This is a genomic window from Microbispora sp. CSR-4, assembly GCF_008033685.1.
In the GTDB taxonomy this organism is placed as follows: Bacteria; Actinomycetota; Actinomycetes; order Streptosporangiales; family Streptosporangiaceae; genus Microbispora.
Genome location: NZ_VJVX01000028.1, coordinates 1 through 19,460, shown reverse-complemented (window position 1 = coordinate 19,460; position 19,460 = coordinate 1). Strand labels below are relative to the sequence as shown.

The window sequence follows — 19,460 nt, the reverse complement described above, 5'->3', positions numbered from 1 at the left end:
CTCTCTCCCCGGGGGAGCCGGCCGCCGCGTCACCCACGGGGACGGAGGCGTCCGTCGATCAGGCCCTCGACGCCGAGCCGCGTGAACGCCTCGCCCGCCGCGGCCACCTCGCGCAGCCCGTCCTCCAGCGCGAGCAGCCGCCGGAAGGCCGTGCCGTACGTCCGCTGGACGGCCAGGGGAAGCTGGGGCACGCGGGCCCGGCGGGCCTCCACCCGGCTGCTGCCGAGGTGGGGCCGGCCGCCGCCCGCGGCGTAGCGCAGGAACCCTGCGAGGAACTCGGGATCCACCTTGCCGGGATCGACGCGGAAAAGGCTGAGATGGGGGCCGAGGACCGCCCCCTCCCCCACGACCACCCGGGCGGTGACGGCCGACGCGACGACGTCGCCCTGCCGTACGGCGAGCAGGCCGGAAGCGCGCGGAATCCGCCGCGACGGCGCCGTCCCTGCCGCGATGTCGTCGGCCGTCAGCACCGGCACTCCGCCCTCGGGTGCTCCCTCCTCGGCCGCCCCGCGACCGGGAACATCGGGAACGTCGGCGGGCAGCGCCCGCATCGTCGAGTGCCTGATGGTGACCAGCCCGGATCTGGCCATCTCGGCCACCGTCGCCCACGACGCGTCCCAGCCCGCGGCGCCGCCGGTGAGCACCTCCAGGTCGGGCATGTCGTCGGCCAGCGCCGCGACCGCCTCCCGGAAGCGCGCGCCGGCCGCGGGAAAGCCCCGTGTGTCGACCCGGGGCGACAGGTGCCGCGCGGGGCTCACGTCCACCTCGTCGTCGAGGATGTCGATGATCCTGACCGTGCGGCAGCCGGGCGGCAGCTCGGTCTGCGCGAGGTGGGCCCGCCAGGCCGCTTCGACGGACGCCGGGTCGTCTCCCGCGTCGGCCACGAGGATCGCGCCGGGCTGGCGTTCCCCGGGCTCGGGGCGGCGCAGCAGCCACAGGTCGGGGCCGCCGGGCATCAGTGTGAGGACCGCGCGCAGCGCGCCCGTCCGCAGCAGGTTCGCCCGGATGCGGCGTCCCGGGCGGCGGCTCGCCGCGGCGCCCGGCATCAGGATGGCCACCAGCCCGCCGGGCCGCACGTGGGCGAGGCAGTGCTGCACCCAGGCCAGCTCAGACTCGCCGCGCGGGGGCATGCCGTACTGCCAGCGCGGATCGCCGACGAGGTCTTCGTGGCCCCACGCCCGCTCGTTGAACGGGGGGTCGCACACGACCGCGTCCGCGAGCACGTCCTGCGGCGGGTCGGGCGGGAACGCGTCGTGCCGCAGCGCGTCTCCCGGGACGACCCGGGCGTCCCGCCCGCGCAGCAGCAGCCGCAGTGCCGCGAGCAGCGCGACCGTCTCGTTGGCGTCCTGGCCGAGCAGCCGCACGTCGCCCTGCGCCGCCGTGGCCCCGGCTGCCCCGGCTGCCCCGATGGCCCCGGCGGTCTCGTTGGCTCCGTTGGCTCCGGCCGCCAGCAGGAGCGTGCCCATGCCGCACGCGGGGTCGAGCACCGTGCGCGCCCCAGGGCAGGCCAGCCGGGTCATCAGTGCGGCCACGTCGGGACGGGTCAGCGCCAGCCTGCGGCTGTGCGCCTCGGCGTACCGCTCGCAGAGGAACTCGAACGCGCCGGCCGCACCGCTCCGCTCGGCCATCCCGGCGACGAGCCGGAGCAGGCCGGGCTCGACCTGCGACACGTCCCCGGGTCGCGGGGGCAGGTCGGCGGTCGCCTCCGCCACCGCACGCGGGAGCCGTACGGCGAGGTCGGGGGCGGCGGACAGCAGCTTCCAGCCGTCGGGGTCGCGGAGCGTGTAGAGCAGGAACGCCCCGACCTCCCCCAGCACCTCGCCCAGGCGCAGGTCGTCGGCCGACGCGCGCAGCCGCTGCCAGACACGGTCGCCCTGCGACACCTCGAACGACTTGCCGTTCCTGCGCAGCCACGCCTCCACCTCGGGAAGCGAGAAAAGCGGGCTGGAGGCGGTACCTCCGACCGGCTGGGGGAAGTCCTCGTAGCGGCGGCGCCAGTTGCTGACCGCGGCCCTGCCGACGTCGGCGAGCCGGGCGATGTCGCCCGCGTTCACGGTCGCTTCGACCGCCGCCTCGACGGCGGCCTCGAGCGGGCTCGCGGCGGCCGGGCGCGCGGTCGTGTCCGCCGTGGTGTCCGCCTGGGCGTCGTGGCTCATGAACAGGAGCCTAGCACTGTGTGCTTGTGAAGTGACTCAACCAATGGTTTACTCAAAACCATGACGCACAACCGTATTCGGTACGCCGCGGGGTCGGACGTCGGGCGCTCGCGTGCCAACAACGAAGATTCGGTGCACGCCGGCGAGCGCCTGCTCGCCATCGCCGACGGGATGGGCGGACACGGACACGGCGAGGTCGCCAGCGCGGCCGTCATCTCCACACTGGCCAAGCTGGAGGACGGTCCGGCTCCCGCCGACGTCGCCGCCGCCCTCGCGGACGCCGTACGGGAGGCGGGGCAGCACCTGGGCGACCTCGCCGCGCAGGACCCGGCGCTTGAGCGGATGGGCACCACGATCACCGCGATGCTGTGGGACGGCCACGGGAAGTTCGCCCTGGCCCACGTGGGCGACTCACGGGCGTACATGCTGCGCGACGGCGCGCTCTACCAGATCACGCGCGACCACACGCTGGTGCAGTCGCTGGTGGACGACGGGCGCATGAGCCCCGACCAGGCCGCCCGCCATCCGCGCCGCTCCCTGCTGCTGCGGGCGCTGGAGACCAGCGGCCTGGCCGAGCCCGACCTGTCGCTGCGCGAGGCCTACCCGGGCGACCGCTACCTGCTGTGCTCCGACGGGCTCACCTCCGTGCTCGAACCCGAGGCGCTGCACCACGTGCTCACCACCGTGGCCGATCCGCAGGAGACGGTCACCCGGCTCATCGAGCTGGCCAACGAGGGCGGCGGCCCCGACAACATCTCCTGCGTCGTCGCCGACGTCGAAGCCCCCGACGCCTGAAATCTCATCCGCCCGCACCGCGAGAGCGCACCTGTTCGCCTTCGAGATTCCGCAGAAACTTGTACATGCCCGACGATGGGTTGTCATGCGGAAAGACCGTGCCATTTTCGGCGTGACACGCGTCAAGGCGCTCCGCGTAGCGGGCGGCATTCATCCGCAGCGGCACTCATCGATCTCCGGATCGCTCGCGCATTCCACGGCCTTCCTGACCAGCGTGACCGGCACGCCTTGTCCGGGATGAATCTGTATGTTCAGCGCGGTGTTGCCTGCTATGTGCGGCAGTCGCTTCAGGCCGTTGATGTAGTCGGGTTCCGAGCTCCGGCCCTCACAGAAGACCATGATCGTGCGAAGCTCGGGGCGATTCCCGGCGGTCCTCTTCAGCGGCCTTCCGCCTCTTCGTCGTCCGTTGGGAGCCATCAGCCGATCAACCCGAGCGCACGCAGGAGGGGGGGTCTGATCCACGTGCGGGAGAGCACCGAACCTGCCGTGGAGGTAGGCGTTCTCCAGGTTCTGCGACTTGCGCACGCGCTCTCCGGCGAAGTCGGCAAGCGCGCCGAGGCGGGCCGAGCCGTCGGCGCGTTTTTCGGTCAGCCAGACCTCATCGAGATCGGGGGTGTACGTGCAGGCATGCCGCGCGCAGACCTTCACACGTGAGGACCATCATGCGAGTCGCGGCCCGCGGCCCGATCACGTGGCCGGGCCGCTAGGGCCCGGACTGGGGTCAGACGGCCCAGCCGCCGTCCACGTTGATCGTCGCTCCGGTGATGTGGCGCCCGCCGTCGCCCGCCAAATGGGCCACGGTCTCGGCGATGTCGCCCGGCTCCGCGTAGCGGCCGAGGACCGTCAGGCCCCGGATCGTGTCCGCCATGGGGCTGTCCGCCGGGTTCGAGGCGGTGTCGGTCGGGCCGGGGTTGACGAGGTTGACCGTGATGCCGCGCGGCCCGAGGTCGCGGGCGAGCCCCTTGGTCATTCCGGTCATGGCCGTCTTGCTCATCGCGTAGAGGGCGAAGCCCGGGAAGACGGCCCGCTCGACCACGTTGCTGCCGATGGTGATGATCCGGCCGCCCTCGGACATGTGCCCCGCCGCCGCCCGCGCGGCCAGGAACGGCCCGCGCACGTTGGCCGCGAGCGTACGGTCGACCTCCTCCGGTCCGAGGTCCTCGATGGGCGCGACGTGGAAGACCGCCGCGTTGTTCACGAGGACGTCGAGCCGGCCGAACTCCGCGGCGGCCTCGTCCACGGCCGCGGTGACCGCCGCCGCGTCGCCGTTGTCGGCGCGGATGACCAGTGTCCGCCTGCCCATCCCCTTCACCTTCTCGGCCACGGCGGCAGCGCTGTCCTCGTCTCGCTCGTAGGTCAGCGCCACGTCCGCGCCGCGCTCGGCCAGCCTGAGTGCGACCGCCGCGCCGATCCCCCTGCCACCCCCGGTGACCAGGGCCGCCTTGCCGTTCATGTCGTTCATCTCGTTCATGGGATCGAGCATGGCGGTGGCGCCGCCGGGAGGTCCGGCGGCGATCGGACCTCGCGTTCCGCCCGCTCCAGCCCGGCGTACAGCGCGGCGGACAGCGCGGCGGACAGCGCGATGGAAAGGGCGGCGGAGCGGTCAGGCGCCGCGCGCCCGGAAGGCGGCCGTCTTGACCCGGTTCTGGCAGGCCGTGGAGCAGAAGCGGCGGGTGCCGTTGCGGGAGGTGTCCACATACACGCGGTCGCAGTGCGGTGCGGTGCACACGCCGAGCCGGTCGTGCAGCTCGCTGCCGAGCACCACGGCCAGGCCGGTCGCGCAACCGGCCGCGTAGTTGCCGGCCAGGGTGCCGCCCGCGCCGTGGAAGTGCAGGTGCCAGGGCTCCCCGTCGTGCCGGTCGAGGTGCGGGCGGGCGTCCGTCTCGGCCAGCAGTCCGTTCACGGCGAGCGCCGCCGCGTCCACGTCGCCACGCGTCACGGCCTCGAACACACCACGCAGCCGCCCCGCGATCTCCGTGAGCGCGTCCGCCTCCGCCTCGGAGACCTCGGGCGCCCGCCTGTCGCCGGTCGCGAGCACGTCGCCGACCGCGGCGGCCCGCGCCTCACCCGTCGGAAGCGCGTACGGCCGGCCCCGCGCCTCCCCCTCGGTCAGCGCGTTGACGAGGCCGACCGCGATGCCCACCACGGCATCAGTGTGACTGTTGAAGTTCACTTGACCAGTTACGCCCTTGCCTTCTACGTTGTAACTGCCGAAATGATACACGCCAGTTACAAGGAGACGGCATGATCACAACCGACGTGGCCACCCGGTGGATCGACCGTTGGGACCGCCAGCAGGAGGGCTACCTTCCCGACCGGGAGGAGCGCTTCACCGCGCTGATCGACGCCGTCGAGGCGGGCGCCGGCCGTCCGGACCCCCTGGTGATCGACCTCGGCTGCGGCCCCGGCTCGCTCTCGGCCCGCCTGCTCGACCGTCTTCCCCGCGCCACGGTCGTCGCGGTCGACGCCGATCCTCTCCTGCTGTCGCTCGCCCGGGCGGCGTACGGCGACCGTGACGGCCTGCGCCTCGCCGACCTGGACCTGCGCGAGCCGGGATGGGGTGAGGCGCTCGGCCTCGACCGCCCGGCGGACGCGGCGGTGAGCACGACCGCGTTGCACTGGCTGGCCGAGCCCCATCTGCGAGCCGTGTACGCCGAGCTCGCGACCGTGCTGCGGCCGGGCGGGCTGTTCCTCAACGGCGACCACTTCAGCTCCGAGGACACCTCGCCGACGCTGGCGCGGCTGGAGCGGGCCGTGCACGAGAGCGAGGAGCGGCGGCGCTTCACCGACGGCCGTCCTGAGGACTGGCGTCAGTGGTGGGACGCGATCGCCGCCGACCCCGAGCTCGCCGGTGTCGCGGCGCCCCGGCCGGCCACCGCGGCACACCACGGCTCGGAGTCGCTCCATCTGTCCACCCATGTCGAGGCCCTGCGGGCGGCGGGCTTCGCCGAGATCGGGACGCTGTGGCAGCGCGGCGACAACCGCCTGCTCTGCGCCGTGCGTCCGTAATCCTCCCGGCCCGCGCCATCCTCTCCGTCGGCCCGCCGGGGGGTTTGCCCGCCGGGCCGCCGGAAAGACGGAGGCCATGACACCGACCGTGCTCACCGTGAACGCGGGCTCCAGCAGCCTGCAACTGCATCTGGTGCGGGACGGCCGCGTGCTGCGCACCGAGCACAGCGAGCACGGCCCGGACCCCGCCACGGCGGAGCGTACGCTGTCGGACTTCCTGTCCGGGGCGGGCACCGAGGTGACCGCCGTCGGCCACCGGATCGTCCACGGCGGCGAGGCCGTACGCGCTCCGATGGTCGCCGACGACGACCTGGTAGAGGCCGCACGCGGTTACGCCGACCTCGCGCCGCTGCACGTGCCGCCCGCGCTCGCGCTGGTCGAGGCGGCCCGGCGGGTGCTGCCGTCCGTGCCACACGTGCTGTGCCCCGACACCGCCTTCCACGCGGGGCTTCCGGCCGTCGCCGCGACCTACGCCCTGCCCGCCGGGTGGCGGCGGCGCTGGGGCCTGCGCCGCTACGGCTTCCATGGGCTGTCGTACGCGTGGGCGGCCCGGCGGGCGGCCGAGCTGCTCGGACGCCCGGCCGGGAAGGTCAGCCTGGTCCTCACGCATCTCGGCGGCGGATGCTCGGTCTGCGCCGTGCGCGGCGGCCGGAGCGTGGACACCTCGATGGGGTTCACTCCGTTGGAGGGCGTGCCCATGAGCACGCGTTCCGGCAGCGTCGATCCCGGCATGCTCCTGTGGCTGCTGTCCGGCGCACGCCTCACGCTGGACGAGCTGCGCGACGGGCTGGAGCACGGCTCCGGGCTGCTCGGGCTCTCCGGGGGCCTGTCCGGCGACACCCGCGACCTGGTCGCCTCGCCGGAGGCGGCCGCCGCCCTGGCGCTCGACGTGTTCGCCTACCGGGTGAGCCGGGAGATCGCCGCCGCCACCGCCGCCCTCGACCGGCTCGACGCGCTCGTGTTCACCGGCGAGATCGGCTGGGACCAGCCGGAGGTGCGCGAAGCGGTGTGCGCCAGGCTGTCGCTGCTCGGCGTGGAGCCGCCCGCCGTGACCGACGCCGACCGCGATCTTGTCGTCAGTCCGCCGGGCGCCCGCGTGCCGGTCCTCGTCGTACGGCCCCGCGAGGAGCTCCAGATCGCCCGGGAGACCCTGGCCGCGCTCGGCCGTCCCGGTGGCCGAGACGGGCGGCCGTAGAATCCGCAGACATGCGCATCTTCACCGTGGACTCCTTCACCGAGCGGCCGTTCCGGGGCAATCCCGCCGCGGTCTGCCTCCTCGACGAGACCGTGCCGGACGAGTGGATGCAGGCGGTGGCCGCCGAGATGCGCCATTCGGAGACGGCCTTCGTGCTCGGGCGGGGTGAGGGGCCGTGCTCGCTGCGCTGGTTCACCCCCGCGGTCGAGGTCGCGCTGTGCGGGCACGCCACCCTGGCCACCGCGCACGTCCTCTACTCCCTCGGGGAGTCCGGACGGCTGGAGTTCGAGACGAAGAGCGGCATTCTCGCGACCGAGCAGGCGGACGGCGGGCTGATCGCGATGGACTTCCCGGCGAAGCGGGCCGCGCAGTGCCCGCCGCCGGACGGCCTCGTCGAGGCCCTCGGCGTCACGCCGGTGTGGACCGGCCGCAGCGAGTTCGACCTGCTGGTCGAGGTCGGCTCGGCCGATGAGGTCCGGGCCGCCGAGCCCGACATGGCGCGGCTGGCCGAGGTCGAGGCCCGTGGCGTCATCGTGACGGCGTCCGGCGAGGGCACCTCCGCCGACTACGTCTCCCGGTTCTTCGGCCCCCGGGTGGGCGTGCCCGAGGACCCGGTCACCGGGTCGGCCCACTGCGTGCTCGCGCCGCACTGGTCGGCCAGGCTCGGCCGGGACGCGCTCGTCGGCGAGCAGGTGTCGCGGCGCGGCGGAACCGTGCGCACGACCCTGCGCGGCGACCGCGTCGAGCTCGCCGGCCACGCCGTGACCATCTGGTCCGGCGAGCTGGAGGTCTGACCTCCGACGACCGCGCCCCGGACACGGAGGGCCGCGCGGAATCCTCGTGGGCGGCCGGCGTGCGATGTCGGCGGGCGGGCGCGCGCCGTCAGGACGCTCGCGGCCTCAGGAGGCGGGAACGGCGGTCGGAGGCGGGCACGGCGGTCGGAGGCGCTGTGTCAGGAGGCGGGGACCGCGAGAGCGGCCTCGATCCGGCGGACGGCGGTGATCGCCCCGAACGCCAGCAGCCGCACGAGGTCGGCGTCGGACCGTCCTCCCCCGGCCTCCCGCCAGGCGGCCACGTCCGCGTCGGCCACCCGATAAGGCGCGAGGGCCGCCAGCAGGGCGAGCTTGGCCGCCGGGCGCTGTGCGGGCGCGACGTCCTCCAGCGGGCCGGACGGCCAGCCGGTCAGCGGCGGGTGCCCGCCGTCCCAGACCGCGACGGCCTCCACGACCGCCTCCCTGGCCGAGTCGCCCAGCAGGTGGCCGCCCTCCCCAGCCGCCGCCCGCAGCGCGGCGAACGCCACCCCGGCCGGGGCACCCGCCGCCCAGGCCGGGGCCGGGCCCGAGGGCAGCCCGTGCAGCAGGGGCAGCGCCTCACCCTGTGGCCGCCTGCGGCGCACCGTCTTTGCGAGGGCCCTGCCGCCCAGGCCGCGTACGAGCCGGGAGCGTTGCAGGCCGGCCGGCAGAAGGTCGTCGGTAAGCAACGACGACACCATCCGGTTGATGAAATGGAAGGCGAGGGCCGTGCCGATGTGCTCGGCCGCGTGATCCTCCGGACACGGCGGCGCCTTCCCGGACGTGGCCGTGCCGAACGCCCAGGCGAACAGCCGGGCGTGTTCGGGATCGGACGGCCTCTCCCCACGCGCGACGGTCTCGGCCAGCTCGTGCTCACCGGTCGCGTGCAGGAGCACGGTGTGCGCGTCCACGCAGAACGGGCACTTGTTGGCGAGAGAGACCCCGGTTGCGACGACCTCCTTGGCCGCCCTCGGGGCCTGCCCGGCGACCAGCGACTCACGCAGCATCGCCCACGTGGCGGCGAGCACCTCGGGGGCCGGGGACAACGTCAGGAACAGCGGCATGCGGGCCAGGCCGAAATCACGGGTGATCTGCGCGTAGACCTGGGCGATCAGCCCGGCCGCCGCCTCCGTGGGCACCGGGGTCACATATCGGTAGCGCGTCGGCATCGCGGCCTCCTCATCGGTGGTGCTGTCATGCGAGCCGATCCTGCCGAGCGCGGTCGCCCACGTCGTCGTACGGCGGAATGCGTTTCCGGCCGCTCCCCGCGCGGCTGCGGGGCGGCGGCCGTACTCCGGGGGGAGTAGTGCGGGATCGGTCCGCCGGGAGGAGGCGGGCCGAATCGTCCTCGGTCTACTCTGCTGACATGGACGGCGATCGCGGACGGCAGGCCTCCTCCAGCCCACGGAAGTCTCAGTCACCGGTGATCGTGGACATGCCCGCGCCGCCCGAGCCGCGGGCACTCGCGGAGCCTGCTCTCCCGAAGGACCCTGCTCTCCCGAAGAACCCGGGCCGCGCAGATGAACCGGCGGCCTCGAAGGGATCGGTCCTGTCGGACGGACCGGCCCTCCCGGAGGAACCGGAGGGATCGGATGAACCGGCCGTCTCGAACGACGGGGCGGAGGCCGGGCGACGCCCCCTCCCCCGGTTCCACCTGTCGGACGCCGTGCTCGGGGTGGTCGTAGCGGTGGCGCTCGCGGGCGGCACCCTGCTTCCCGGCTCGCCGAACGGGCCCGCGCAACTGGGGGTGGTGGGCTACCTGCTCCTGGTGGCCGGGTCCGCCGCCCTGGCCGTGCGGCGGGCGATGCCGGTGACGGCGCTCGTCGTCTCCGCGGCCTGCATGCTGGTCTACGCCCTGCGGGTGCAGCCCGAGACGGCGACCGCGTTCCCCCTCCTGATCACGGTGTTCTCGGCGGCCGCCGCGGGCCGTCGCGTGTGGGCGGTCGCGGGCAGCGCCGTCTATCTCACCGGTGTCCTGCTGGTGCAGCTGTCGGACCTCGGCGGCGGGACCCCGCGCGAGGTGGTCGACCGGGTGGGCCTGCTCGTCGGCTGGTTCGTCGCCGCCAACGTGGCGGGGGTCGTCTCCCGGCAGCGGCAGGCGTACCTGCGCCAGGCCGAGCAGCGGGCCGTCGAGGCGGAGCGCACCCGCGAGGAGGTCGCGCTGCGCCGGGCCGGCGAGGAGCGGCTGCGCATCGCCAGGGAACTGCACGACTCCCTCACCCACAGCATCTCGATCATCAAGGTGCAGGCCGGGGTGGCCGTCCATCTGGCGCGCAAGCGGGGCGACGAGGTGCCGCCCGCGCTGCTGGCGATCCAGGACGCGAGCGCGGACGCCATGCGCGAGCTGCGCGCGACGCTTGAGGTGCTGCGCGAACCCGGCCCCGACGACGCGCCCGGCGCGGCCCGGGCCGACAGGATCGGCGAACTGGTCGAGCGGGCCCGGTCGGCGGGCGTGCCGGCCACACTGTCGATCAGCGGCACGCCCCGCGCCCTGCCGCCCGAGGTCGACCTGACCGCCTACCGCATCGTGCAGGAGGCGCTCACCAACGTGGCGCGGCACGCGGGCCCCGCCTCGGCGTCCGTGCAGGTCCGCTATCTGCCCGGCGCCCTCGTCGTACGCGTCGAGGACGACGGCAGAGGAACCGCGACACCGAACGAGTCCTCTCATGTGGGCGTCGGGCTCACCGGCATGCGCGAGCGGGTGTCCGCGCTCGGCGGGCGGCTCCACACCGGTCCGGGCGCGGACGGCGGCTTCACCGTGCACGCCGAGCTGCCCCTCCCGGTGCGGGAGGGAGCGGCGTGATCAGGGTGCTGCTGGTGGACGACCAGGCGCTGATCCGGGCCGGATTCAAGGCGCTGCTCGACGCCGAGGACGACGTGGAGGTGGTCGGCGAGGCGGGCGACGGCAGCCAGGGCCTGGCACTGGCCGAACGGCACGTGCCCGACGTCGCGCTCGTGGACATCCAGATGCCGGTGATGGACGGCATCGAGACCACCCGCCGCATCGCCGACGATCCCCGCCTGGCCGCCACCCGGGTGGTGATCCTGACCAACTACGGGCTCGACCGCTACGTGTTCGACGCGCTGCGGGCGGGCGCGAGCGGCTTCCTGCTCAAGGACACCGATCCGGCGGAGCTCGTCCAGGCGATCAGGGTCGCGGCGCGCGGCGACGCCCTGCTGTCGCCCGCGGTCACCCGGACGCTCATCAGCGAGTACGTCTCCCGCCCGCCGGACGCCGTGCCGACTGCCGCCCTGGAGCAGCTCACCAACCGCGAACGGGAGGTCGTCGCCCTGGTCGCGCGCGGCCTCACCAACGAGGAGATCGCCGCTCACATGGTGATCAGCCCGTTCACCGCCAAGACCCACGTGAGCAGGGCGATGACCAAGCTCGGCGCGCGCGACCGGGCCCAGCTCGTCGTCTTCGCCTACGAGTCCGGCCTGGTGATCCCCCGGGGTGCCGCCAGGCCCCGCTGAACCGTTCCCCAGGAAAGCGGTCAGAAGAGGCGCTCGCGCAGGCGGGCCGCCGCCTCGACCACATTGGCGAGCGCCGCCTCGACCTGCTCGTACGTGCGGGTCTTCAGCCCGCAGTCGGGGTTGACCCACAACCGCTCGGCGGGCACGCTCCGCAGCGCCTCCGCGAGCAGGTGCTCCACCTCGTCGGCGTCCGGTACGCGCGGCGAGTGGATGTCGTACACGCCCGGCCCCAATCCCCGGGGGAAGGCGCCGACCGCGCCGAGCACCCGTCCCCGCGAGCGCGCCGACTCGATGCTCGTGACGTCCGCGTCAAGGGCGTCGATCGCGGCGAGGATCTCATCGGCGTCCGAATAGCACAGATGCGTGTGGATCTGCGTGTGCTCGCTCGCTCCCGAGGTGGCCCATCGGTAGGCCGCGACCGCCCACTCCAGGTAGGCGGCCTGCTCGGCGCGCCGCAGCGGCACCAGCTCGCGCAGCGCGGGCTCGTCGACCTGGATGACACGGATGCCCGCCTCCTCCAGGTCGCCCACCTCCTCACGCACGGCGTCGGCGACCTGGAACACGACCTCGCGCAGCGGCAGGTCGTCGCGGACGAACGACCAGGCCACGATCGTCACCGGGCCGGTGAGCATGCCCTTGACCGGCTTGCTCGTCAGCGACTGGGCATACCGCGCCCACCGCACAGTGATCGGCTCCGGCCGCCGCACGTCGCCGTACAGGATGGGCGGGCGGGTGCAGCGCGAGCCGTACGACTGGACCCAGCCGTGCCGGGTGACGGCGAAGCCGTCGAGGTGCTCGGCGAAATACTGCACCATGTCGTTGCGCTCGGGCTCGCCGTGCACGAGGACGTCCAGCCCCAGCCGCTCCTGCAGCGCGATGACCTGCTCGATCTCCGCGCGGACCATGCTCTCGTAGGCCGCCTCGCCGATCTGCCCGGCCGCCAGGGCCGCCCGGGCGCGGCGCAGCTCACCCGTCTGGGGGAAGGAGCCGATCGTGGTGACCGGCAGGAGCGGCAGCTTCAGGTGCTCGGCCTGCACCGCCGCCCGTATGGGGTAGGGGGCGCGGCCCTGCTCCGTACGGGCCGGGAACGCGTGTGGGCGCTCCGGTGCGGCGGGCTGTCCGGGCAGGTCACGCGCGGGTGTGGCCGCGAGCCGGGCCGCCAGGTCGACCACCTCGGCGACCTTCTGCTCCGCGAACGCCAGCCGCTCCCGCAGCGCGAGGTCGAGGCCGGTCTCGCGCTCCACGTCGTAGGGCACGTGGAGGAGCGAGCACGACGTGCTCACCGCGACCCGCCCGGCACGCTCCCGTACGGCGAGCAGCGTGGCCAGCGCGCGGTCCCGGTCGGTGCGCCACACGTCGCGTCCCGAGACCACGCCGACGACGACCGTCTTGCCGCGCAGCGCCTCCACATCCAGCGTCTCCACGCCCTGGGCCGCGCCCCGGACGAGGTCGAGGGCGACGGCCTCGACCGGCGCTCCGGCCAGCACGGGCAGCGCGTCGCCGAGATCCCCGAAATAGGAGGCGACCAGCAGCGCGGGCCGGTGCTCCAGCCGTCCCAGCCGGTCGTACGCCGCCTCGACCGCGGCCAGCTCGGCGGTGGTGCGGTCGGCGACCAGGGCGGGCTCGTCCAGTTGCACCCAGCCGACGCCCTCGGCGGCCAGCTCGGCCAGCAGACGCGCGTACACCTCGACCACGTCGTCCAGCCGGTCGAGCGGGGCGAAGCCGTCCGGGCTGTCCGGGGCGGCCTGCGACAGCAGCAGGAACGTCACCGGCCCGACCAGCACGGGCCGGGTCTCCAGCCCCAGCGCGCGGGCCTCGCGCACCTCGCCCAGCGGCTTGGCGGCGTCGAGCGAGAAGACCGTGTCCGGGCCGATCTCGGGAACGATGTAGTGATAGTTGGTGTCGAACCACTTGGTCATGCGCAGCGGGGCGATCCCCTCGGCGCCCCGGGCCATCGCGAAGTAGGTCGCCAGGTCGTCGTCGTGCCGGTAACGCCCCGGCACCGCGCCCAGCAGCACCGCCGTGTCGAGCACCTGGTCGTAGTAGGAGAACGTGTTCGACGGCAGGCCCTCCAGCCCGAGCGCGGCGAGCCGCCGCCAGGTGTCCTCCCGCACCCGCCGCGCGGTCTCCTCCAGGTCCGTACGGCTGGAACGCCCCTCCCAGTAGGACTCCAGCGCCCGCTTCAACTCGCGATCCGGCCCGATCCGCGGATAGCCCAGCACGGTCGATGCGGGAAAGGACGACGTCATCACCACTCCTCAGATGTCGAACGGGACGCCCCGCATCCTCCCCTCGTCCCGTCCTGGTGTGGCGGATCTATTGACCCCGCTTATGGATCAGTTCGGCGGGTCACTCCGCCGGTCACCGGGGGGCGTCCATGCGCTGCGTGCCGATGACCGACAGCAGCCGCAGCGCCTGATCGGACGGTGAACCGGGGACGGCGGTGTAGATCACCATCTGCTGATCGCGGTCGGCGATGTCGAGGACGTCGCAGTTGACGGTGATCGGGCCGACCATCGCGTGGTGGAAGGTCTTGGACAGTGTGGGCCGGTCCGTGACGTCGTGGGAAGCCCACAGCCGGGCGAACTCCGGGCTCTTCGCGAGGAGCTCGTCCACCAGCCCGGTCACCTCGGGCGCGTCGGGATAGCGGGCGGCGGCGGCGCGCAGCCGCCGGGCCGCGTGCCGGGCGAAGTCGTCGGCGTCGGCCATGTTGATTCCGTACAACGGCCGTCTCTCGGGGTGGGGGGCGAGGAACACGCGGCGCACCAGGTTGCGGTCACGCGGCGACAGGGCCGAGAAGTCCTCCATGAGTGCCGCCGCCAGCTCGTTCCAGGCGAGCACCTCGAACGTGGCGGACGTCACGAACGCCGCGGCCTGCGGCAACCTCGCCAGCAGGTCCAGGATGCTCTGCCGGACCTCCCGCGAGGGCCCCGGCGGCGGGGCGGGCGAGGCGCCGGCGAGGTAGTGGAGGTGGGCGCGCTCGGCGTCCGACAGGCGCAGGGCCCGGGCCAGCCCGGCCAGCACCTCACGCGACGGGCGCGGACCGCGGGCCTGCTCCAGCCGCGTGTAGTACTCCGTCGAAATGAAGGCGAGCTGCGCCGCCTCCTCACGCCGCAACCCCGGCGTACGACGCCTGGGCCCGGCGGGCAGCCCCACGTCCGCAGGGCTGATCCGCTCGCGCCTGCTGCGCAGGAAGTCGGCCAGTTCTCGTCGGTCCACGCCTCCAGTGTGCACGCGACGCCGCAGGCCGAGCCAGGTACCGCCGATGCCTGGATAGGCCCGCGCCCACCGGCGCAGGCTCACTGCCATGGACAACACACCGAACATCGACACGACCACCCCCACCACACCCGGCGCTTCCGGCCTGCTCGACGGCAAGGTCGCCTTCGTCAGCGGCGCCGGACGCGGCATCGGAGCCGCGGCGGCGCGGCTGTTCGCCCGGGAGGGCGCACGCGTGCTCCTCGCGGCCCGGACGGAGGTGCAGCTCAAGGCGGTGACCGAGGAGATCCGCGCGGCGGGCGGCACCGCCGACTACGTGGTGTGCGACCTGGCCCACGCGGCGAGCGTGCGCGCCGCCGTGAACCGCGCCGCGGACCTGTACGGCCGGCTCGACGTCGCCTTCAACAACGGGGCGATCGGCCAGCAGCCCGGCCCGTTGGACCGGATGCCCGAGGCCGAATTCGACAGCGTCTACGCCGTGAACCTCAAGGGCGTCTGGCTGGCCATGGTCGCCGAGGTGGAGGTGATCCGGGGCACCGCGGGCACGGGCGCCATCGTCAACAACTCGTCCGTCGGCAGTTGGGGAGGCAACCCGGAGCTGCCGGCCTACGGTGCGATGAAACGGGCGGTCAACAGCCTCACCGAGTCGGCCGCCGTCACCTACGGCCCCGAAGGCATCCGCGTCAACGCCATCGCTCCCGGCAACACGCTGACCGAGATGATCCTCGCCTGGGAGGCGCAGTCCCCGGGTCTCCAGGAGCGACTCACGGCCGTGACACCGCTGCGCCGCGGGGCCGACCCTGCCGAGATCGCCGAGGCGGCCGCCTGGCTGCTGAGCGACCGCGCATCCTTCGTGACCGGAGCCGTCCTGCGCGTCGACGGCGGCGCCCGGGTCTGACCCCTGGGCAGCGCTCCCCCGCCCCGAGGGCCCGGGCCGCCGGCCCGGATTCATCGACCACGCTTATAAATCAGGCTCCGGCCGTGCCGCCTGCCGACGCCTTGCACCGCCACTCGGCGGGCCGGGCCGGGCCGGTGGCGGGGTCAGGTGGCGGGTCAGGTGGCGTCGTAGGCGGCGTCGTAGGCGGCGGCGACGCGTTTGGGCACGACCATGCGCCAGGCGTCGACGACGAGCTCCCGCATCTCGGCCTCGTCGATGGCCGCCATCCTGACCCGGACCCAGTTGTAGCGCTCGTCCGAGGGAACGGGCATGAGGAACTTCTCCGGCTCGGAGGCCACGAGCGCCGCCCGCTCCTCCTTGGGGAACCCGAAGCCCATCAGGGTCTCGTCCGGGGAGATCGAGGCGTACACGATGCCCCTGACCCGGAACTTCACGTAGTCGCGCACCAGTGCTTCCTCGGTGCGGGGCAGTGTCAGCGCGACCCGCCGCACGTCGTCGGCCGTGACCATCAGACGCCGTCCTCGGCGCGGACGGCCCCCGCCGCTCTCGGCGATGAAAGATCGAACATCGTCACGGACGCACCATAGCCCCGGCCACCGACATTCCGGCCGGTCCCGCCGCACGGGTTCCGGGCGGGTGCCGCCCGGAACCCCGGCGGGGACGAGCATTCACGGGCCTGCTCATGGGCGCCGCGCAGCGGCCAGGAACATGGGCACAGCGAGGAACAGCCGGCCCCGCCGCGCCCGGCCGGTCTGCTCGGCGATCCAGTCGTCGGCCTGCCGCCGGGTGACCGCCCCCGCCGCGTACGCGCCCTCGGCCACGCCGGTGACCATCGGCAGGAGCGAACCGTCCGTGAAGACACCCGTACGGACCTCGACGGCGACGTCCTCGAAGCCCGCGTCGAGCAGGGCGGCGCATCGAACAGGCCCGGGCGGCCCTGGAGGTGGTCGAGTGCGCGCTGGGCTGCGACCACGACGACATCACCGGCTGCGCGCACTTCCAGCAGGCCGTGCTCGACCGGATCGGCCCTCCCGCATCGCTCGCCGACGCCCGATGACCGATGGCCGGTGACTGATGACTGATGACCGGCGCTACGGGTGAGCGCGCAGGGCGGCGAGGAGCCAGGCGAAGTCGTCTGCGTGGGACGGCTTGGGCTCCCGGCCGTTGATCACGGCCATGAGGTGCCGGTAGCGGTCGGCCTCGGCGAACAGGCCGGCCTCAAGACGCTGCGCGACGGCCGCCCGGGCGTCGGCGTCCATGTCGCCGAGCAGGCGGTCGACGACCTCGACGGCCTCGGGTGATTCGGGGCTCACCCCGTTCTGCCGCGCCTCGCCCACCTGCCAGGCGACCTTCTTCGCGAACCACATGAAGGCCCCGGGCTCCTGCCCGGCGCGGTTGCGCGTGTTGTGCTCCACCATGTCGCGCATGCGCTGCCGGAAGCCCGGGTCCCGCACGAGCTCGGCGAGCTCCACCCAGGCGTCCACCTGCTCCGGCGTGGGGTCGTCGGGCAGGGCGATCTCGGTGTGCCCCAGCCGGTTCCTGAGCTCCGGATCGGCGTCCTGCCCGCCGAAGACCTCGTCCACGAAGTTCTCGATGATGCGCCGCCGCTCCTCGGCGGACAGCCGTGCCAGCTCGTTCAACAGTTTCGTCTCCTCTGTTCCGGCCCGTCGCTTCGCGACGGTGCTGAGCACCGCGCGCCGGAGCCGCAGGGTGCGGATCTGCGCGTCGAGTGCGTTCACATGGACGGCGGCGACGTCGGCCAGGGTGACCTTCCGCTCCAGCACCCGCCGTACGTCGTCCAGGCCGAGCCCGAGATCCCGCAGGGTCCTGATGAGTTCGAGCCGGGCCACGGCGCCGGCGTCGTAGAGCCGGTAGCCTCCCTCGCTCCGCTCCACAGGCGGCAGTGCGCCGACGTCCGACCAGTATCGGATCGTGCGCACCGGCATCCCGGTGCGGCGGGAGAGCCATCCGATGGTGAACAGCTCGTCGTCGTCCATGACGCCGAGTCTGGTCTCTCCACCGGCTGGAGACTCAAGGGGCGTTTCGCACCGCTATGCCAGGGGCCGGGAAATCTCTAAGGTTGAGCGTGATCAGTGACGGCGGGAGGACCGGATGAGCGAAGGCTCGGCGGACGGCTCCGGCGAGGAGCACCGTCCCAAGCTCGACACCAGCGTGCCGCACTCGGCGCGCATCTGGAACTACTTCCTGGGCGGCAAGGACCACTTCACCGTCGACCGTGAGCTCGGCGAGCAGATCCGGCAGGCGTACCCCGGCATCGTCGACATCGCCCGCCAGTCGCGGGGCTTCCTCGGCCGGGCCGTACGGCACCTGGCCGGAGATGTGGGCATCCGGCAGTTCCTCGACATCGGCACCGGCCTGCCGACCGCCGACAACACCCACCAGGTGGCGCAGCGGGTGGCCCCGGAGTGCCGCGTCGTGTACGTGGACAACGACCCGCTCGTGCTGGTGCACGCGAACGCCCTGCTGATCAGCAGCCCGCCCGGCGCGACCGACTACATCGAGGCCGACGTACGCCGGCCGGACGAGATCCTGAGCGCCGCGTCGAAGACGCTCGATTTCGGCGAGCCGGTGGCCCTCATGTTGCTGGGGATCATGGGCCAGGTGCTCGACGACGAGGAGGCGTACGGGATCGTGCGCCGGCTCATGGACGCCCTGCCGTCCGGCAGCCACCTGGTGTTCGAGGACGGCACGAAGATCGTCCTGCCCGAGGCGGCCGACGAGGCGGAGCGCATCCGCGCCGAGGGCGGCGACCCCTACCGGCTGCGTACGCCCGAGCAGTTCGCGCGCTTCTTCGACGGCCTGACCCTGCTGGAGCCGGGGGTGGTGTCGGTGTCGCGGTGGCGACCAGACCGCAGCCAGTTCGGGGAGGCGCCCGAGGTCGACGCACTCTGCGGGGTGGCCCGCAAGGACTGACCCGCCGAGGCGCCACCGTCACCGCCCAGCACCCGCCACGGGCTGCGCCTCCCCCGGCGAACGTGCCGCCGTCCACTGCGCCGCCGTCCACTGCGTCTCCGTCCACTGCGTCTCCGTCCACTGCGCGCGCCCTCTCGCGCTGGTACCTCACCAGCATCGACAGGGTTCGCACCGGTGCCCCATACCGGACGTGATCGCCGACCGCGCCGTTCAACTCGACCGCGCCCTGCGCGCGGTCGAACACGCCGTCGCCGCCTTCTGAGCAGCCCTGTCACCGTTTTCTGGGCCTTCGCCGTTCTGGGCCTTCGCCGTTCTGGGTCTTCGGCGCTTTCCGAGCAGCGCCGAACCACTTCCTGGCAGCGCCGTCCCCACTCTGTGAGCGGCGGCGTTCCACTTTCTGGTAGCGCCATCGCAGGTTTCCGGGCTTTCGATGCTTGCTGGGTAGTGCCTTCGACGCTTGGCGGTAGTGCTTTCCGCGTTCTCTGAGCGGCTCCTTGGCTTCCTTTCTGGGCCGCCCCTTCGGTGGCCGGCACGCCCTGTTTTCGGGTTGACCTGCGGCTCCAACCCTTCGCTTCGGACGGTTGCTGTTCATTCACGGAGTGTGAGAGAATCCATACATCAGTTCGAATCAAGTGAGGAAGGCGCGATGGATATGTTCGACATCGATCCTGAGCGCCTTCGCCGTTCGAACGATGATGACGGCGAGTGGTGGGACCGTCTGATCGCCAATTCGCCGCTGTGGTCGTCCGACGGCTCGTCCGCCCGTGAGCCCTTCCCGATCATCAACTTTGGGCCCCGGCAGCCCGCCGACACGCTCGGCACCCAGACCACGGACGCCCCAGGGACGGACGTCCCAGGCACCGACACCGACAGCGCAGACAGCGACGACGCGAACGCCGTGCGTGGGGCTGCCATCGGTGCGAACGCCGCTGGCACGGACGGCGCTCGCGCGGACGCCGCCCGTGGGACTGCCGATGGTGGGGCTGCCG

At 73.2% G+C, this 19,460-nt stretch carries 19 protein-coding genes; 9 read left to right on the top strand and 10 right to left on the bottom strand.

The genetic code is table 11. The annotated features are described in order from the left end of the window. Window positions 1-29: 29 nt before the first annotated feature. Window positions 30-2,156: an N-6 DNA methylase gene (locus tag FLV34_RS21005; RefSeq protein ID WP_142647237.1), complete on the bottom strand. Its 2,127-nt coding sequence runs from the start codon at window positions 2,154-2,156 to the stop codon at window positions 30-32. 60 nt (window positions 2,157-2,216) lie between these two features. Between FLV34_RS21005 and FLV34_RS21000 the strand changes: the two genes are divergently transcribed. Beyond that, on the top strand, window positions 2,217-2,951 hold the full coding sequence (locus FLV34_RS21000; protein ID WP_142647238.1) for a PP2C family serine/threonine-protein phosphatase: 735 nt from the start codon (window positions 2,217-2,219) through the stop codon (window positions 2,949-2,951). 150 nt (window positions 2,952-3,101) lie between these two features. On the opposite strand, the gene FLV34_RS41695 is transcribed toward FLV34_RS21000, so the two are convergent. From FLV34_RS41695 to FLV34_RS20985, 3 genes are all read right to left on the bottom strand, one after another. Then, a complete protein-coding gene (locus FLV34_RS41695; protein WP_222709571.1) occupies window positions 3,102-3,599 on the bottom strand; it encodes an RloB family protein in 498 nt (165 codons plus the stop codon). Window positions 3,600-3,672: 73 nt separating this feature from the next. Then, window positions 3,673-4,422: an SDR family NAD(P)-dependent oxidoreductase gene (locus tag FLV34_RS20990; RefSeq protein WP_147943850.1), complete on the bottom strand. Its 750-nt coding sequence runs from the start codon at window positions 4,420-4,422 to the stop codon at window positions 3,673-3,675. A gap of 132 nt (window positions 4,423-4,554) precedes the next feature. Continuing rightward, window positions 4,555-5,097, bottom strand: coding sequence for a CGNR zinc finger domain-containing protein (locus FLV34_RS20985; RefSeq protein WP_312845733.1), 543 nt, complete (start codon window positions 5,095-5,097; stop codon window positions 4,555-4,557). 98 nt (window positions 5,098-5,195) lie between these two features. Between FLV34_RS20985 and FLV34_RS20980 the strand changes: the two genes are divergently transcribed. The 3 genes from FLV34_RS20980 to FLV34_RS20970 all read left to right on the top strand — a co-directional run bounded on the left by FLV34_RS20980 (window position 5,196) and on the right by FLV34_RS20970 (window position 7,949). Next, window positions 5,196-5,960, top strand: a complete 765-nt coding sequence (locus FLV34_RS20980) for a trans-aconitate 2-methyltransferase (RefSeq protein WP_142647241.1) — start codon at window positions 5,196-5,198, stop codon at window positions 5,958-5,960. Window positions 5,961-6,036: 76 nt separating this feature from the next. Beyond that, the gene (locus FLV34_RS20975; RefSeq protein WP_142647242.1) at window positions 6,037-7,155 is read left to right on the top strand and encodes an acetate/propionate family kinase; all 1,119 of its coding nucleotides are present in this window, start codon (window positions 6,037-6,039) and stop codon (window positions 7,153-7,155) included. A gap of 11 nt (window positions 7,156-7,166) precedes the next feature. Then, a complete protein-coding gene (locus FLV34_RS20970; protein ID WP_147943849.1) occupies window positions 7,167-7,949 on the top strand; it encodes a PhzF family phenazine biosynthesis protein in 783 nt (260 codons plus the stop codon). Between the two features lie 158 nt (window positions 7,950-8,107). Here FLV34_RS20970 and FLV34_RS20965 read toward each other — a convergent pair whose 3' ends face one another. After that, window positions 8,108-9,115: a carboxymuconolactone decarboxylase family protein gene (locus FLV34_RS20965; protein ID WP_142647244.1), complete on the bottom strand. Its 1,008-nt coding sequence runs from the start codon at window positions 9,113-9,115 to the stop codon at window positions 8,108-8,110. 197 nt (window positions 9,116-9,312) lie between these two features. Between FLV34_RS20965 and FLV34_RS20960 the strand changes: the two genes are divergently transcribed. After that, complete coding sequence (locus tag FLV34_RS20960) at window positions 9,313-10,749, top strand: sensor histidine kinase (protein ID WP_261985852.1); 1,437 nt, start codon at window positions 9,313-9,315, stop codon at window positions 10,747-10,749. Beyond that, on the top strand, window positions 10,746-11,420 hold the full coding sequence (locus FLV34_RS20955) for a response regulator transcription factor (protein WP_142647245.1): 675 nt from the start codon (window positions 10,746-10,748) through the stop codon (window positions 11,418-11,420). Before FLV34_RS20960 ends, FLV34_RS20955 begins: the two co-directional genes overlap by 4 nt. A 20-nt stretch (window positions 11,421-11,440) precedes the next feature. On the opposite strand, the gene metE is transcribed toward FLV34_RS20955, so the two are convergent. Both metE and FLV34_RS20945 read right to left on the bottom strand, forming a co-directional pair. Next, the gene (metE, locus tag FLV34_RS20950; protein WP_147943848.1) at window positions 11,441-13,669 is read right to left on the bottom strand and encodes a 5-methyltetrahydropteroyltriglutamate--homocysteine S-methyltransferase; all 2,229 of its coding nucleotides are present in this window, start codon (window positions 13,667-13,669) and stop codon (window positions 11,441-11,443) included. A gap of 112 nt (window positions 13,670-13,781) precedes the next feature. Beyond that, window positions 13,782-14,639 carry a helix-turn-helix transcriptional regulator gene (locus tag FLV34_RS20945; RefSeq protein ID WP_142647247.1) on the bottom strand — a complete coding sequence of 286 codons (858 nt, stop codon included), beginning with the start codon at window positions 14,637-14,639 and terminating at the stop codon, window positions 13,782-13,784. Between the two features lie 88 nt (window positions 14,640-14,727). Here FLV34_RS20945 and FLV34_RS20940 point away from each other — a divergent pair, with 88 nt between their 5' ends. Next, window positions 14,728-15,537: an SDR family NAD(P)-dependent oxidoreductase gene (locus FLV34_RS20940; protein ID WP_147943847.1), complete on the top strand. Its 810-nt coding sequence runs from the start codon at window positions 14,728-14,730 to the stop codon at window positions 15,535-15,537. Between the two features lie 155 nt (window positions 15,538-15,692). Here FLV34_RS20940 and FLV34_RS20935 read toward each other — a convergent pair whose 3' ends face one another. The 3 genes from FLV34_RS20935 to FLV34_RS20930 all read right to left on the bottom strand — a co-directional run bounded on the left by FLV34_RS20935 (window position 15,693) and on the right by FLV34_RS20930 (window position 17,534). Beyond that, window positions 15,693-16,046: an MmcQ/YjbR family DNA-binding protein gene (locus tag FLV34_RS20935; RefSeq protein ID WP_187280682.1), complete on the bottom strand. Its 354-nt coding sequence runs from the start codon at window positions 16,044-16,046 to the stop codon at window positions 15,693-15,695. Between the two features lie 171 nt (window positions 16,047-16,217). Then, window positions 16,218-16,370, bottom strand: a complete 153-nt coding sequence (locus FLV34_RS40600; protein ID WP_187280681.1) for a hypothetical protein — start codon at window positions 16,368-16,370, stop codon at window positions 16,218-16,220. A gap of 258 nt (window positions 16,371-16,628) precedes the next feature. Next, on the bottom strand, window positions 16,629-17,534 hold the full coding sequence (locus FLV34_RS20930) for a MerR family transcriptional regulator (protein WP_142647249.1): 906 nt from the start codon (window positions 17,532-17,534) through the stop codon (window positions 16,629-16,631). Window positions 17,535-17,649: 115 nt separating this feature from the next. On the opposite strand from FLV34_RS20930, the gene FLV34_RS20925 reads away from it, so the two are divergent. After that, on the top strand, window positions 17,650-18,471 hold the full coding sequence (locus tag FLV34_RS20925) for an SAM-dependent methyltransferase (protein ID WP_147943846.1): 822 nt from the start codon (window positions 17,650-17,652) through the stop codon (window positions 18,469-18,471). Between the two features lie 646 nt (window positions 18,472-19,117). Beyond that, the coding region (locus FLV34_RS20920; RefSeq protein WP_222709570.1) for a hypothetical protein at window positions 19,118-19,460 on the top strand (343 nt) is incomplete at its 3' end.

Coding starts and splice junctions, on each gene's coding strand:
- FLV34_RS21005 (WP_142647237.1), bottom strand. CDS start 2,156: ATGAGCCACGACGCCCAGGCGGACACCACGGCGGACACGACCGCGCGC.
- FLV34_RS21000 (WP_142647238.1), top strand. CDS start 2,217: ATGACGCACAACCGTATTCGGTACGCCGCGGGGTCGGACGTCGGGCGC.
- FLV34_RS20990 (WP_147943850.1), bottom strand. CDS start 4,422: ATGAACGAGATGAACGACATGAACGGCAAGGCGGCCCTGGTCACCGGG.
- FLV34_RS20980 (WP_142647241.1), top strand. CDS start 5,196: ATGATCACAACCGACGTGGCCACCCGGTGGATCGACCGTTGGGACCGC.
- FLV34_RS20975 (WP_142647242.1), top strand. CDS start 6,037: ATGACACCGACCGTGCTCACCGTGAACGCGGGCTCCAGCAGCCTGCAA.
- FLV34_RS20970 (WP_147943849.1), top strand. CDS start 7,167: ATGCGCATCTTCACCGTGGACTCCTTCACCGAGCGGCCGTTCCGGGGC.
- FLV34_RS20965 (WP_142647244.1), bottom strand. CDS start 9,115: ATGCCGACGCGCTACCGATATGTGACCCCGGTGCCCACGGAGGCGGCG.
- FLV34_RS20960 (WP_261985852.1), top strand. CDS start 9,313: ATGGACGGCGATCGCGGACGGCAGGCCTCCTCCAGCCCACGGAAGTCT.
- metE (WP_147943848.1), bottom strand. CDS start 13,669: ATGACGTCGTCCTTTCCCGCATCGACCGTGCTGGGCTATCCGCGGATC.
- FLV34_RS20940 (WP_147943847.1), top strand. CDS start 14,728: ATGGACAACACACCGAACATCGACACGACCACCCCCACCACACCCGGC.
- FLV34_RS20935 (WP_187280682.1), bottom strand. CDS start 16,046: ATGGTCACGGCCGACGACGTGCGGCGGGTCGCGCTGACACTGCCCCGC.
- FLV34_RS40600 (WP_187280681.1), bottom strand. CDS start 16,370: ATGGTCACCGGCGTGGCCGAGGGCGCGTACGCGGCGGGGGCGGTCACC.
- FLV34_RS20930 (WP_142647249.1), bottom strand. CDS start 17,534: ATGGACGACGACGAGCTGTTCACCATCGGATGGCTCTCCCGCCGCACC.
- FLV34_RS20925 (WP_147943846.1), top strand. CDS start 17,650: ATGAGCGAAGGCTCGGCGGACGGCTCCGGCGAGGAGCACCGTCCCAAG.